Source organism: Pseudonocardia sp. NPDC046786 (assembly GCF_040645415.1).
Classification (GTDB): domain Bacteria; phylum Actinomycetota; class Actinomycetes; order Mycobacteriales; family Pseudonocardiaceae; genus Pseudonocardia; species Pseudonocardia kongjuensis.
Genome location: NZ_JBEYYF010000028.1, coordinates 21,768 through 35,241 on the forward strand (window position 1 = coordinate 21,768; position 13,474 = coordinate 35,241).

The window sequence follows — 13,474 nt, forward strand, 5'->3', positions numbered from 1 at the left end:
CAGGAGACTTCGTGACGGACACGATCGATCCCGCGGCCCCGGCCGCGGGCGGCGGCGAGGGCGGCGGTGGCGGCCGGGTCGAACCGGTCGACATCCAGCAGGAGATGCAGCGCTCCTACATCGACTACGCGATGAGCGTGATCGTCGGGCGGGCGCTGCCGCTGGTGGAGGACGGCCTCAAGCCGGTCCACCGCCGCGTCCTGTACTCGATGGGCGAGAACGGCTTCCGGCCGGAACGGTCGTACGTCAAGTGCGCCCGCGTCGTCGGTGACGTGATGGGCAACTACCACCCGCACGGCGACTCGGCGATCTACGACGCCCTCGTCCGGATGGCCCAGCCCTGGTCGATGCGCTACCCGCTGATCTCCGGGCAGGGGAACTTCGGCTCGCGCGGCAACGACCCGGCGGCCGCCATGCGGTACACCGAGTGCCGGCTCTCGCCGCTGGCGATGGCGATGCTGCAGGACATCGACGAGGAAACCGTCGACTTCCTGGACAACTACGACGGCAAGACCCAGGAGCCGGTCGTCCTGCCGTCCCGGGTGCCGAACCTGCTGATCAACGGCAGCTCCGGCATCGCGGTCGGGATGGCGACGAACATCCCGCCGCACAACCTGCGCGAGGTCGGGGACGGCGTCGTCTGGGCGCTGGAGAACCCGAACGCAGGCGACGACGAGCTGCTCGACGCGCTCATGGAGCGCATCAAGGGCCCCGACTTCCCGACGCACGGCCTGATCGTCGGGCGGGACGGCATCGAGTCGGCCTACCGGACCGGCCGCGGCTCCATCCGGATGCGCGCGGTCGTCGAGGTCGAGGAGGACACCAAGGGCCGGACCACGCTGGTGGTCACCGAGCTGCCCTACGTGGTGAACCCGGACAACCTCATCGAGTCGATCGCGACCATGGTGCGGGACGGCAAGATCGCCGGCATCTCCGAGGTCGTCGACGAGTCGTCCGACCGGATCGGCATGCGGATCGTGATCACGCTCAAGCGTGACGCGGTCGCCAAGGTCGTGCTGAACAACCTCTACAAGCACACCCAGCTGCAGCACAGCTTCGGCGTGAACATGCTGTCGATCGTCGACGGCGTGCCGCGCACGCTGCGCCTGGACCAGGTCGTCCGGCACTACGTCCGGCACCAGATCGAGGTCATCGTCCGGCGGACCCGCTACCGGCTGCGCAAGGCCGAGGAGCGGGCCCACATCCTGCGTGGTCTGGTCAAGGCGCTCGACGCCCTCGACGAGGTCATCGCACTGATCCGGGCGTCGGCCACGGTCGACGTCGCCCGGGCCGGCCTGATCGACCTGCTCGACGTCGACGAGATCCAGGCCCAGGCCATCCTCGACATGCAGCTCCGGCGGCTCGCCGCACTGGAGCGGCAGAAGATCATCGACGAGCTGGCCGAGATCGAGCTCGAGATCGCCGACTACCAGGACATCCTGGCCCGCCCGGAGCGTCAGCGGGCGATCGTCCGCGACGAGCTCCTGGAGATCGTCGAGAAGCACGGCGACGACCGCCGCACCCGGATCGTCGGCTACGACGGCGACGTCACCGACGAGGACCTGATCGCCGTCGAGGACGTCGTCGTCACGATCACCCGGACCGGCTACGCGAAGCGCACGAAGACCGACCTCTACCGGGCGCAGAAGCGCGGCGGCAAGGGCGTGCAGGGTGCCGCGCTGAAGCAGGACGACATCGTCGCCCACTTCTTCGTCTGCTCCACGCACGACTGGATGCTGTTCTTCACCAACCGCGGGCGGGTCTACCGGCTCAAGGCCTACGAGCTGCCCGAGGCGAACCGGACGGCCCGCGGCCAGCACCTGGCGAACCTCCTGGCACTGCAGCCGGAGGAGGAGATCGCCCAGGTCATGCAGATCAAGGACTACCAGGCGCGGCCGTATCTCGTCCTCGCGACGCGAAACGGGCTGGTGAAGAAGTCGCGGCTCACCGACTTCGACTCCAACCGGACCGGCGGCCTGATCGGCATCAACCTGCGTGACGACGACGAGCTGGTCGGCGCCGTGCTCTGCTCCTCCGACGACGACCTGCTGCTCGTCTCCGCGGAGGGACAGTCGATCCGGTTCACCGCCACCGACGACGCGCTGCGCCCGATGGGCCGGGCGACGTCCGGCGTGCTGGGCATGCGTTTCAACAGCGGTGACCAGCTGCTCGCGCTCGGCGTGATCCGCCCGGACACCTTCCTGCTGGTCGCCACCACCGGCGGCTACGCGAAGCGCACCCCGATCGAGGACTACCCGGTCCAGGGTCGTGGCGGGAAGGGAGTGTTGACGCTCCAGTACGACCGTCGCCGTGGCACGCTGGTCGGTGCACTCATCGTCGGTATCGACGACGAGCTGTACGCGATCACCTCCACCGGCGGGGTCATCCGGACCTCTGCCCGCGAGGTGCGGAAGGCCGGCCGGCAGACGAAGGGAGTCCGCCTGATGAACCTGGGCGAGAGCTCCACGCTGCTGGCGGTCGCCCGCAACGCGGAGGAGACCGAGGAGGACCCGGGCCAGCAGGCGTAGGCGATCGCGGGTGGCCGGTCGGCGTGACCGACCACCCGCGCCGTCGACCGGCCAGGGTCGTCTGCAGGACTGCAGCGACGACAAGCGAGGAGAGCTCCAGCTCGTGAGCACCGACGACCGCACCCCGTCGTCGCCGGACGAGGGCCGCACCGTCGCCACCGACGCGGACCAGCCCGGCGTCCCGGCTGCCGAACCGGCCCCCGAGGCCGGCGACACGACCCCGGCGGCACCGTCCGCGGACCCGCAGCCGAGCCCGGTCCCGCGGACCGAGCCCGTGGCGGAGGAGCCCGCCGCGGTCGATCCGGCCGGCGCGTCTCCGCCGCCGTGGCGCCGGGTGCCTGACCCGAACGAGCAGCCCCGCGAGGCGGAGCAGGCGACCGTGGCGGACTCGCTGCTGAGCGAGGCACCCACGGCGTTCCTCACCGCGCCGGGCGGCGGCGGCACCGCCACCGCGGTCCGCGAGCCGGAGCAGCGGGAGGCCACCGGTTCCGAGGCGCCCCGCGCGTCGGTGCGCAACCGCCCGCCGCGTCAGGCGCTGCTGCAGCTCAAGCGGTTCGACCCGTGGTCCGTGCTCAAGATGGCGCTGGCGCTGGCGGTCGTGCTGTGGCTGGTGTGGATGGTCGCGGCGGGCGTGCTGTACGGCGTGCTCGGCGGGATGGGCGTGTGGGACCGGCTCAACGGTACCTACGCCGATCTCGTCACCGGCCAGGAGGAGACCGGCGGTGCGCTGATCAGCGCCGGCCGGGTGTTCGGGCTGGCGGCCGTCGTCGGTGCGGTGAACAGCCTGCTGTTCGCCGTCGCCATCACGATCGTGGCGTTCGTCTACAACGTCGCCGCCGACCTCGTCGGCGGCGTCGAGGTCACCCTCTCCGAGCGCGACTGAGGGCCTGTTCCGCACGGGATCCGGCGGGTCCGCGGGGAGGACCCCGCCGGTAACCCGCTCGACCCCGTGCGGTACTGTTCCTCCTGTCGCAAGGGCCTATAGCTCAGTTGGTTAGAGCGCATCGCTGATAACGATGAGGTCGCTGGTTCAAATCCAGCTAGGCCCACACCTCCCGCCTCCGAAGTACTCGTGAGGAGACCGTCGATGAAGAAGCTGCTCGTTCTGGCCCTGGTGGCCGGCGCCGCGTACGTCGGCTGGTCCCGCCTCCGGGGCGTCGGGTCCGACGATCTCTGGCACGAGGCCACGACTCGCTGAACCCGTCCACCGGGTACGGTGGTGCGCACCCACCCGGGGACGTAGCTCAATTGGCAGAGCACCGCCTTTGCAAGGCGGGGGTTAGGGGTTCGATTCCCCTCGTCTCCACCACCGCTCACCAGCAGATTCGCTGGCGAGCCCGCTCGCGGACCGGCCAAGTGCCGCCAACCGGGTAGCCACAGCCTGTGCCGCGGACACCGCGCGAGTCGGCTCGCACCGCCGGGTGCACCTCTTGTGGATCAAGGCGCCGAGGGGAGCGGATCCTCACCGGGTTGATGGCAGGCTCAGCGCCGTGAGCCCCAGGATCGCGCCGAGCACGTCCGCCATGCACGCCGGCGACTCGCAGTCCTGCGCAGTGCCGCACTCGGGCTCGACAACGCACGAGCCGTCACCGACACGCTCATGCCGTCCGAGAACCGGGCCGCCGCCCTCATGGCGCTCCAGGGAACTGCTGGGCGTCGACGACACGGGTGCCCGCGCCATCGTCGAGCTGCAGTGGGCACGGCTCGCCAAGGACACCCGCCCGCACGTGGTGCAGGAGATCGAGGAACTCGAAGCCGAGATCCGGGGACTCGGAGACTGACATGGGCTCCGCCCACCCCCGACACCGCTCGGAGACCAGGGGAGTGCTGGTCTCCTCACGGCGTGCCGGGAGGGCCACCGGACCGAGGGGGAACCCACTTCCGGAATCGGAGTCCAGGTGAGGCGTGACCGACTGCGAGGGTGGGTCGTGTGGCCCCGGGGGGAGAGGCGTTCGGCCGCGGCGACCGGACGAACGACGCCGAGGCAGCTCTGGGTGGGAGCCGCCTCGGCGCGCACGAGGCACGATCTTGCCGGCGGCCAGGACCCGGATCGATCAGTGGCGGATACCGATCTTGCGCATCTGGGGCATGACCTCGGCGCCGAACTCCTTGAGCTCGGTGGTGTAGTCGTGGAAGCCGAAGATCGCACCACCCATGCCGGCCTCGGACAGCTCGGCGAACTGCTCGGCCACCTGCTCGGGGGTGCCGACGAGGTTCGGGCCGCCCCAGCCGGCGATGAAGCGCTCCTGGTACTTCTCGATCTGACTCGAGAAGGAGCCGGACTGGATGCCGAGGACGTCCATGACGTTCTTCGCCCCCGCCCAGTCGCCGTTGTCGATGATGGCCTGCTGCGCGGCCTTCGCCTCCTTCTCGGTCTCGCGGCAGACCACCAGGCAGTAGGTCCAGACATCGATGTCGCGCTCGTACTTGTCGTTGGCGAGACGCTTGATGCCCGTGATGTAGTCGGGCGCTTCCTCGGTCGGAAGCGCGATCAGATTGATGTCGACGTTCTTGGCCGAGAACTCCTGGCCGCGCGGGGAGGCGCCGGCGTTGAGCAGGGCCGGGCGCGGGTCCTGGACCGGCTTGGGGTAGGCGTGGGCGCCGGTGGACTGGAAGAACGTGCCGTTGTGGTCGAAGGTCCCCTTCTCGTTCCAGAGCTCGATGGCGAAGTCGATCCACTCCTGGCCGTACTCGTAGCGCTCGTCGTGTTCGAGCTGCTTGCGGCCGAACAGCTCCATCTCGGGGTTGAACCAGCCCATCACCAGGTTCATCCCGAATCGACCACCGGAGATGTGGTCGACGGTGGTGGCCATCTTCGCGGCGACGATCGGGTGCACGGTCGGCACGTGAGTGGTGGTGAAGATGCCGATGTTCTCGGTGGCCTGGGCGAGACCGGCGGCCCAGGTGTAGGTCTCGAAGCAGACACCGTTGAAGTTGGTCTCACCGCCGAAGCCCGTCCAGCGACCGACCGGGACCATCGCCTCCATACCGAGCCGGTCGGCGGTGCGGGCGATCTCGAGCTGCTGTTCCCAGGTGACCCGGAAGCCGGTCGGTTCGTGACTCATGACGACACCGCCGCTGCAGTTCGCGGCGAAGATGCCGAGCTTGAGCTTCTGGTCGCTGAAGACCGGGTTCTCGTTGACCGGCTTGTCGTGGCCGAGCAGGCTGTCCGTCTCGTGCATGGGGTAGGTCACAGCAGTCCTCCATCATCGGTGATCAGGGATTGCGCGCCGGGCAGTACGTCGCGCGCCGGCGGATCGCTGTGAGCAGGAACGTAAGGATCAGCGAGGACGCCCGACTATCCGCGCACCGACCTGGGCTGTCCGGCAAACGACCGGGCGCGGGTGCGGTGTTCGAACCCGGGCGCCGCGCCGCACAGCCCGCGCGGGGTCGCTCCGCGGATAGCAGCACCCGGGATCACCTCTTAGCGTCGACGGGGTCGGAGATGTCACGGACGACGCCCGGGGGTGGGAGATGAGCACGCCGAACGAGCCGCTGGCTCGATGCCCTGCCATGCGCACGGCGGATCCCGACGAGGCGCAGCAGGTGGTCTCCCGGGTGTACGTGCCACACCGCCTGTGGGCCTCCGGCGTCCTCGACGCCCGGCTGAACCTGGCCGGGTCCACGCGACTGACCTTCGGCTACCTGTCGTACGGCACTGCGATCGAGCTGTCGGTGCCGCCGATGGTCGAGTGCTACCACCTCAACCTGACGGTGCGTGGCCGGACCGCCGTCCACCAGGGTGCGACGGCCACGATCACGAACGCCGGCCTGTCCGGGGTGTTGCTCTCGCCCTTCGAGGAGTCCCGGCTGCGGTGGTCGGCGGATGCCGCGCAGTTCGCGGTCAGGATCCCGGTTCGGTCCCTGTGGGCGCAGCTGTCGAGCTTGCTGCAGGAAACGGTGGCGGCACCGCGCTTCGACCTGCGCGTCGAGCTGGACAGCGACGCCGGCCGAGGTCTGCTCGGCGCGGCGACGTTCCTGGCCGACCAACTCGACGGGGGTGGCGCCGCCGATCTGGTGCACGAGCAGCTGGAGTCCTACCTGCTCACGCAGCTGTTGCTGGGGAGCGAGCACGACTACTCGGGGCGGCTGCACCACAGCGATGCCCCGGATCGCCTCGCGGTGAGCGAGGCCGTGGACTACATCGAGGCATATCCGGAGCGGACGCTGGGGATCGCCGAGCTCGCGGCTGTGACGGGTGTGGGTGCGGCCGCGCTGCAGGCGGCGTTCACCGCCGAGCTGGGGGTTCGCGCGGAGACCTATGTCCGCGAGGTCCGGCTCACCCGGGCCCATGCGCAGCTTCGCGGGCCCGGACCCGGGGACTCGGTGGCGGCGGTCGCGCGACGCTGGGGCTTCAGCAGCACGAGCCGATTCTGCACGGAGTACCGGGAGCGCTACGGGTGCAGCCCGGCTCGCCGTCCACCGGTGTCGTGCCGCGGACATCGTGCGGCCTGGAACGGATAGTTCGAGGATCGAGGCCCTCCTAGCGTCGCCACGAGCACGGCACGCACTGTCGAGGAGGACGGACCGATGGCTGATCTCGAGCGGTTCAAGTTGGTGATCGGCGGCAAGCCGGTCGACGCCCTGTCCGGGGCCACGTTCGAGTCGCTGAACCCCTACGGCGGACAGCCGTGGGCAGTGCTCGCCGACGCCGGCCCGGAGGACGTCGACGCGGCGGTGACCGCGGCCCGGGCGGCGCTCGACGGCGAGTGGGGCAGCGCGACCGGGTTCGTCCGCGCCCGGCTGCTGCGCCGGGTCGGCGACCTGATCGCCGAGAACGCCGAGCGGCTGGCGACGCTGGAGGTCAACGACTCCGGCAAGCTCTACCGGGAGATGATCGGCCAGATGGCCGGGCTGAACTCCTGGTTCGACTACTACGCCGGACTTGCGGACAAGGTCGAGGGACGCCAGATCCCGTCCCCGAACCCGAACTACCTGGTCTACACGCGCAAGGAGCCGATCGGGGTGGTCGCCGCGATCACCCCGTGGAACTCCCCGCTGCTGCTGCTGACCTGGAAGCTCGCGCCCGCGCTCGCCGCCGGCTGCACGATGGTCGTCAAGCCCTCCGAGCACGCGTCCGCCTCGACCGTCGCACTGGTGGAGCTGTTCGACCAGGCCGGGTTCCCGCCCGGTGTGGTCAATGTCGTCACCAGCCGGGCCCCGCAGGTCGGAGCCGCCCTCGCCGGTCACCCGGGGGTGGACAAGGTGGCGTTCACCGGCGCCACCTCGACCGGGCGGCACGTCGCCCGCGCCGCCGCGGAGAACCTCAACCCGGTCACGCTCGAGCTGGGCGGGAAGTCCCCGCAGATCGTCTTCCCCGACGCCGACCTGGCTGCTGCGGCCAACGGGGTCGTCTCCGGCATCTTCGCCGCGACCGGGCAGACCTGCATGGCCGGCTCGCGGCTGATCGTGCACGAGTCGGTGCACGACGTGCTGGTGCGTCTGGTCGCCGAGCGTGCGGCGGCGATCAAGCTCGGCGACCCGATGGACCCCGACACCGAGATGGGCCCGGTCGCGAACGCCCCGCAGTACGCCAAGGTGCTGCAGTACCTCGAGACCGCCCGGAACGAGGGTGCCACGGTCGCCTACGGGGGCGCCGCCGACGACGGCCTGGGCGGGCTGTTCGTCAAGCCGACCGTGCTCACCGGTGTCGGCCCGGAGTCGACGATCGTGCGCGAGGAGGTGTTCGGGCCGGTGCTGTCGGCCTACACCTTCCGCGAGGAGGACGAGGCACTCGAACTGGCCAACGACACCCCGTTCGGTCTCGCCGGCGCCGTCTGGACCAAGGATGTGCACCGCGCCCACCGGATCGCGGCCAAGGTCCGCGCCGGCACGGTGTGGATCAACGCATACCGGGTCGTGGCGCCGAGTGTCCCCTTCGGTGGTTACGGGCTGTCGGGGATCGGCCGGGAGAACGGCGTCGAGGCCGTCGAGGCATACACCGAGAACAAGTCGGTCTGGGTCGAGCTCACCGGCGGTACCCGCGATCCCTTCACCCTCGGCTGAGCTGACGCCCGCACCGAGCGGGAGCAGCCCCCGATCCTGCCCGCGGCCACCGTGGCCGCGGGCAGGGCGCCGTCGTCGTGCGGCACCCGACCGGGCACCGTCCGGCGAGACCCGGTCCGTGGTGACGCCGTTGCAGCCGATGTCGCTCTCCGGACAGTGCTGTCGCGGAGCAGATGGTGGCGCCGAGCACCGTCGGCTAGCGTCGGCCTCCTGAACAGCAGCGATGCCGCTGTGACGGGCAGAATCGACCATGACGGTCGTGACCCGCGGAGGCTGGACATGACAGGTGAGGGCACCGGCGCCGAGCTGGATGCACGGCCGTTCCTCGTGACGCGCGATCTCGAGGAAGCACGGCATTTCATCACCGACGTCTACATCCCGCACAACCTGCAGACCCGCGACGGCCGAGCCCTCGACTTCAAGCTGCGCTACCTCGCCTCCGAGCGGCTGACCGTCGGTCACCTCGTCTACGGCGCGGACGCCGAGCTCCTCGTTCCGCCGATGCTGGACTGCTACCACATGAACCTGACGCTCAGCGGGCAGACGATGGTGTCGCAGAACGGGCGCTGGGCCGCGACCCGGGCCAAACAGAGTGGGGTGTTCTTCCGGCCCGACGACCCGTTCACCGTGCGGTGGAGCCCGGAGGCCGTCCAGTACGCCGTCAAACTGCCGCGACGCCCGCTCGAGGCGCACCTGTCGAAGCTCGTCAACCGGCCCGTCGAACGCCCGATCGCGTTCGACCTGGGCTTCGACCTCGCTTCACCCACCGGGCAGTCACTGCTGGCCGCGGTCGACTACCTGCGCTGCGAGCTGTCCCGACCGGGCGGCATCTCCGAGATGCCGCTGGCCCGGGACCAGCTGGAGTCGCTCGTGCTCACCCAGCTGCTGCTGACCGTCCCGAACGCCTTCACCGAGCTGCTCACCGCCCCCTGCCGGCCCGCGCAGCGTGGGAAGGTGCAGCGGGCGATCGAGATGATCGAGGCCAATCCGCGGGCCGAGCTGTCACTCGGTGACCTGGCCGCCGCCGCCGGGGTCACCGCCCGGCAGCTGCAGCGCGGCTTCAAGGAGACCGTCGGCGTGTCCCCGATGGCCTACCTCCGCGCCGTCCGCCTCGACCGGGTGCACGCCGAGCTGCAGGAGGGAACGGGCGTCGTCTCGGTGACCGACGTGGCGATGCGCTGGGGCTTCTTCCACCTCAGCCGCTTCGCGCAGCAGTACCGTCAGCGGTTCGGCCAGCTGCCGTCCGAGACGGTGCGCCAGGTCCCGCGAGGCTAGCCGTCAGCGTCGGTGATCGGTGCCCATCCCGGCGCTACCGTTGCACGGTGAGCCGCAGCTTCTCCGTCGTCTGTGAGATCGAGCCCCCCACCAGGCCGGACCTGACGCGCGCCCGGCACCAGATCGGCATGCTCGCCCCGGTCGTCGACGACTTCCTGATCCCGGACAACCACATCGGCCGGGCGACGGTGTCGAGCATCGCCGTCGCGAACGAGGTGCACGCGATGGGACGGCGGAGCATCGCCTGCCTCAACTCGCGGGACCGCAACCTGCTCGGCCTCCGGCGCGACCTCCTCACGGCGGCCGCGTACGGGGTCGACCGCTTCCTGTTCGTCGCCGGCGACAAGCCGACGGCCGGCGACCGGGCCGGCGGGCTCACCGTGCGGACGATGATCGAGGAGGCCCGGGCCATCACCGGGCGGCCGGAGTTCGCCGGGGTGCAGCCGTTCGGGATCGGCGTCACGTCGGGCAGCCGCCGCCGGCTCGCCCCGTGGAAGCGGGCGGCGGACTTCGTGTTCCTGCAGGTCGGCTTCTCGGTGGACGAGGTCGTGCGGTGGCGCGAGGAGAACCCGACCGACCAGCCCGTCCTCGCCGGCGTCATGGTGCTGGCGAGCGCCGGGATGGCGGCCCGGCTGCGGGCGAGCGTCCCGGACATCGAGATCCCGGGTGCGCTGGTCGACCGGGTCGCCGCCGATCCCGATGCCGGGGTGGCCGCCGCGTGCGAGCAGGTCGTCGCGCTGCGAGACAGCGGGGCCTGCGACGGCGTGCACTTCGTCCCCGTCAGCCGCTACCGGCAGGTGGCGATCGAACTGGAGCGCCTGCTCCGGAAGCCACCGGCCGACGATCGCCCGGCGTAGCGCAGCACCACTTCTGACGTCTCGTCGAGCAGACCCGGATCGACGGCGGCCGCATCGGGTACGGCTTCTCCCCGGAGCAGGACGCCGAGATCAACGCCGGGGAGGCCGCCGCGCAGGACGAGTACTGGGCGCGGTGCGCGGACACCCCACCCGCCGTGAACGTCTGTGGTCAGTACACCTATGTCCGGGCGCCGGCCGCCGGGAGCGGACGGAAAGCGGGACCCGGCCGTGTCGGCCGGGCCCCGCATTCGTCGGCTACTGCGTACTCAATGATCCAGATGATCGGGTGCTGTTCTGATGAATCGCCCTCCCCAACCTCTCGACCCGGTCGCCGTCCCTGTGGCGTCAGGACTGCCTTCGTTCGATGCCCATATCTATAGTCAGCGCTGCAGATCGCGTCAACCCTCCGCGCCGGTTCCGCCGGATCGCGGCGATCACCGGAGCGGTACCGGCGCACTGTGGTGCAGATTACTCCGGGTCGCGACCGGCCGGCTGGCGAGGCCGGTGCATCGCAGGTCGATCACCGGTCGGCGGGGCGCCGGTCCACTCTCGACGGCCGCGGCGGTCCGGCCACGGACGACCCGCGACGCCCCTCCCCGGTGATCGTTGTTGGACGCTCGGGTGGGTGGGTGTAGCGTGATGATCGGTCACCGTAAGTTCTGAAGTTCGTTTCTCTGAGCGCGCTCGCGGAATGATGATGCGGGCGGATTCGCTGTCTGTGGTGTAGCTGTAGCTGGCTGCCGTCTGGGAATCGCAGTGACCCGGGCAGCCGCAGGACGTGGTTGTTCCGTCCACAAAGCTAGGCAACGAAGGAGCATCCACATGGCTACCGGCACCGTGAAGTGGTTCAACGCCGAAAAGGGCTTCGGCTTCATCGCCCCCGACGACGGCGGCGCCGACGTGTTCGTGCACTACTCGGCGATCGACGCCTCGGGCTTCCGTGAGCTCTCCGAGAACCAGTCCGTGACCTACGAGGTCACCCAGGGCGCCAAGGGCCCGCAGGCCTCGAACGTCACCATCTGACGTTCCTCGGCACACCGGCGGTGGTGCCCCTCCTCGGAGGGCACCACCGCCGTCGTCGTTCGTGGCCCGCTGTCGATCGTGTGGTTCAGGTCACACTCATGTCCTGTCAGGTGCTGTCGAGAACGCCCGATCGGCTCCGTCCCCGGCGTGAACGTGACCAGAATGGGTCACGGCCGTACGGAGGAGGGCCACGATGGCCAAGTACCTGCTGCTCAAGCACTACCGCGGCGCCCCGGCATCGGTGAACGACGTCCCGATGGAGAAGTGGACCCCGCAGGAGATCACCGATCACGTCCGGTACATGCAGGACTTCGCGGACCGGCTGGAGCAGACCGGTGAGTACGTCGACGGGCAGGCGCTCGCCCCCGAGGGGACGTTCGTCCGGTACGACGGCGAGGGCCGCCCGCCGGTCACCGACGGCCCGTTCGCCGAGACCAAGGACCTGATCGCCGGCTGGATGGTGATCGACGTCGACAGCTACGACCGGGCCGTCGAGCTCGCCGGGGAGCTGTCCGCCGCACCCGGGGCCGGCGGGCGGCCGATCCACGAGTGGCTGGAGCTGCGCCCGTTCCTGACCGCGCCGCCGACCATCCAGGAGTGACCGGCGATGGACGGCGCGCTGCTGCGGACGCTCACCCCGGCGGTGACCGCGATCCTGGTCCGCCGGGGCGCCGACTTCGCCACCGCCGAGGACGCCGTGCAGGAGGCGCTGGTCGAGGCGGTCCGGGTCTGGCCGTCCGATCCGCCGCGGGACCCGAAGGGCTGGCTGGTCACCACGGCCTGGCGGCGGTTCCTGGACGGGACCCGGGCGGAGTCGGCCCGCCGCAGGCGTGAGGAGCTGGTCGAGGCCGAGCCGGCACCGGGCCCGGCGGCCGGGACGGACGACGCGCTCCAGCTGTACTTCCTGTGCGCCCATCCGTCCCTGCCGCCGTCGTCGGCGGTGGCGCTCACCCTGCGCGCGGTCGGCGGGCTGACCACCCGGCAGATCGCGCAGGCGTACCTGGTTCCGGAGGCCACGATGGCCCAGCGGATCAGCCGGGCCAAGCGCACGGTGTCGGACGTGCGGTTCGACCGGCCCGGGGACGTCGCCGTCGTGCTGCGGGTGCTGTACCTGGTGTTCAACGAGGGATACCGGGCGACCGGCGAGGTCGACCTGGCCGTCGAGGCGATCCGGCTCACCCGCCGGCTCGCGGCCGGGATCGACCATCCGGAGGTGGCCGGGCTGCTCGCACTGATGCTGCTGCACCACGCGCGGCGCGCGGCCCGCACCGCGCCCGATGGGAGCCTGGTGCCGCTCGCCGAGCAGGACCGCGGCCGGTGGGACACCGCGATGATCGCTGACGGGGTGCGGGTGCTGCAGGCCGCGCTGGCCCGCGACCGGCTCGGGGAGTACCAGGCGCAGGCCGCCGTCGCCGCGCTGCACGCCGACGCCCGCACCGCGGCCGAGACCGACTGGGTGCAGATCGTGGAGTGGTACGACGAGCTCGTCGCGCTCACCGGCAGCCCGGTGGTCCGGTTGAACCGGGCGGTGGCGCTCGGCGAGGCCGACGGCCCGCGGGCCGGGCTGGCTGCGCTCGCCGAGCTGGACGGATCGCTGCCCCGGCACACCGCCGCGGTGGCCTACCTGACCGAGCGCGCCGGGGACCCGGCGACCGCGGCCGCGCTGTACGCGCGGGCCGCCGCGGCGGCGACCGACCTCGGCGAGCGCGACCACCTGGTCCGGCAGGCCGCGCGGCTCAACACCCGGCTGCGCGGCTGAGCAGCGGCCGGGCACTACGGCCGCCC

The 13,474-nt window shown here is 70.8% G+C and carries 12 protein-coding genes and 2 tRNA genes; 12 read left to right on the forward strand and 2 right to left on the reverse strand.

Annotated elements, in window-relative coordinates; translation table 11 throughout:
• Positions 1-23: 23 nt before the first annotated feature.
• The 5 genes from gyrA to ABZ881_RS26385 all read left to right on the forward strand — a co-directional run bounded on the left by gyrA (position 24) and on the right by ABZ881_RS26385 (position 3,837).
• A complete protein-coding gene (gyrA, locus tag ABZ881_RS26365; RefSeq protein WP_358488377.1) occupies positions 24-2,528 on the forward strand; it encodes a DNA gyrase subunit A in 2,505 nt (834 codons plus the stop codon).
• Between the two features lie 103 nt (positions 2,529-2,631).
• Positions 2,632-3,411, forward strand: coding sequence for a DUF3566 domain-containing protein (locus ABZ881_RS26370; protein ID WP_358488298.1), 780 nt, complete (start codon positions 2,632-2,634; stop codon positions 3,409-3,411).
• Between the two features lie 92 nt (positions 3,412-3,503).
• A tRNA-Ile gene (locus ABZ881_RS26375) sits at positions 3,504-3,577 on the forward strand.
• Positions 3,578-3,615: 38 nt separating this feature from the next.
• Positions 3,616-3,726 carry a DLW-39 family protein gene (locus tag ABZ881_RS26380; RefSeq protein WP_211286625.1) on the forward strand — a complete coding sequence of 37 codons (111 nt, stop codon included), beginning with the start codon at positions 3,616-3,618 and terminating at the stop codon, positions 3,724-3,726.
• Between the two features lie 35 nt (positions 3,727-3,761).
• Positions 3,762-3,837, forward strand: a tRNA-Ala gene (locus ABZ881_RS26385).
• 319 nt (positions 3,838-4,156) lie between these two features.
• Here the strand turns inward: ABZ881_RS26385 and ABZ881_RS26390 are convergent.
• On the reverse strand, positions 4,157-4,312 hold the full coding sequence (locus tag ABZ881_RS26390; RefSeq protein WP_358488300.1) for a hypothetical protein: 156 nt from the start codon (positions 4,310-4,312) through the stop codon (positions 4,157-4,159).
• 270 nt (positions 4,313-4,582) lie between these two features.
• Positions 4,583-5,722, reverse strand: a complete 1,140-nt coding sequence (locus ABZ881_RS26395) for an LLM class flavin-dependent oxidoreductase (RefSeq protein ID WP_358488301.1) — start codon at positions 5,720-5,722, stop codon at positions 4,583-4,585.
• 319 nt (positions 5,723-6,041) lie between these two features.
• Between ABZ881_RS26395 and ABZ881_RS26400 the strand changes: the two genes are divergently transcribed.
• From ABZ881_RS26400 to ABZ881_RS26430, 7 genes are all read left to right on the forward strand, one after another.
• Positions 6,042-6,992 carry a helix-turn-helix domain-containing protein gene (locus ABZ881_RS26400; RefSeq protein ID WP_358488303.1) on the forward strand — a complete coding sequence of 317 codons (951 nt, stop codon included), beginning with the start codon at positions 6,042-6,044 and terminating at the stop codon, positions 6,990-6,992.
• A gap of 66 nt (positions 6,993-7,058) precedes the next feature.
• Entirely contained in the window at positions 7,059-8,534 is a 1,476-nt protein-coding gene (locus ABZ881_RS26405) for an aldehyde dehydrogenase (RefSeq protein ID WP_358488304.1), read from the forward strand.
• Positions 8,535-8,813: 279 nt separating this feature from the next.
• Positions 8,814-9,809 (forward strand): AraC family transcriptional regulator, encoded by a 996-nt coding sequence (locus ABZ881_RS26410; RefSeq protein ID WP_358488305.1) that lies wholly within the window; start codon positions 8,814-8,816, stop codon positions 9,807-9,809.
• A gap of 47 nt (positions 9,810-9,856) precedes the next feature.
• Entirely contained in the window at positions 9,857-10,666 is an 810-nt protein-coding gene (locus tag ABZ881_RS26415) for a methylenetetrahydrofolate reductase (protein ID WP_358488307.1), read from the forward strand.
• 822 nt (positions 10,667-11,488) lie between these two features.
• Complete coding sequence (locus tag ABZ881_RS26420; protein WP_344023939.1) at positions 11,489-11,689, forward strand: cold-shock protein; 201 nt, start codon at positions 11,489-11,491, stop codon at positions 11,687-11,689.
• Positions 11,690-11,882: 193 nt separating this feature from the next.
• A complete protein-coding gene (locus tag ABZ881_RS26425; RefSeq protein ID WP_358488308.1) occupies positions 11,883-12,290 on the forward strand; it encodes a YciI family protein in 408 nt (135 codons plus the stop codon).
• A gap of 6 nt (positions 12,291-12,296) precedes the next feature.
• Positions 12,297-13,448, forward strand: coding sequence for a DUF6596 domain-containing protein (locus tag ABZ881_RS26430; RefSeq protein ID WP_358488309.1), 1,152 nt, complete (start codon positions 12,297-12,299; stop codon positions 13,446-13,448).
• The last annotated feature ends 26 nt before the right edge of the window (positions 13,449-13,474 follow it).

Excerpts from the sequence above, each read along its gene's own strand:
- ABZ881_RS26380 (WP_211286625.1), top strand. The coding sequence starts at position 3,616 with ATGAAGAAGCTGCTCGTTCTGGCCCTGGTGGCCGGCGCCGCGTACGTC.
- ABZ881_RS26390 (WP_358488300.1), bottom strand. The coding sequence starts at position 4,312 with ATGTCAGTCTCCGAGTCCCCGGATCTCGGCTTCGAGTTCCTCGATCTC.
- ABZ881_RS26400 (WP_358488303.1), top strand. The coding sequence starts at position 6,042 with ATGCGCACGGCGGATCCCGACGAGGCGCAGCAGGTGGTCTCCCGGGTG.
- ABZ881_RS26405 (WP_358488304.1), top strand. The coding sequence starts at position 7,059 with ATGGCTGATCTCGAGCGGTTCAAGTTGGTGATCGGCGGCAAGCCGGTC.
- ABZ881_RS26410 (WP_358488305.1), top strand. The coding sequence starts at position 8,814 with ATGACAGGTGAGGGCACCGGCGCCGAGCTGGATGCACGGCCGTTCCTC.
- ABZ881_RS26420 (WP_344023939.1), top strand. The coding sequence starts at position 11,489 with ATGGCTACCGGCACCGTGAAGTGGTTCAACGCCGAAAAGGGCTTCGGC.
- ABZ881_RS26425 (WP_358488308.1), top strand. The coding sequence starts at position 11,883 with ATGGCCAAGTACCTGCTGCTCAAGCACTACCGCGGCGCCCCGGCATCG.
- ABZ881_RS26430 (WP_358488309.1), top strand. The coding sequence starts at position 12,297 with ATGGACGGCGCGCTGCTGCGGACGCTCACCCCGGCGGTGACCGCGATC.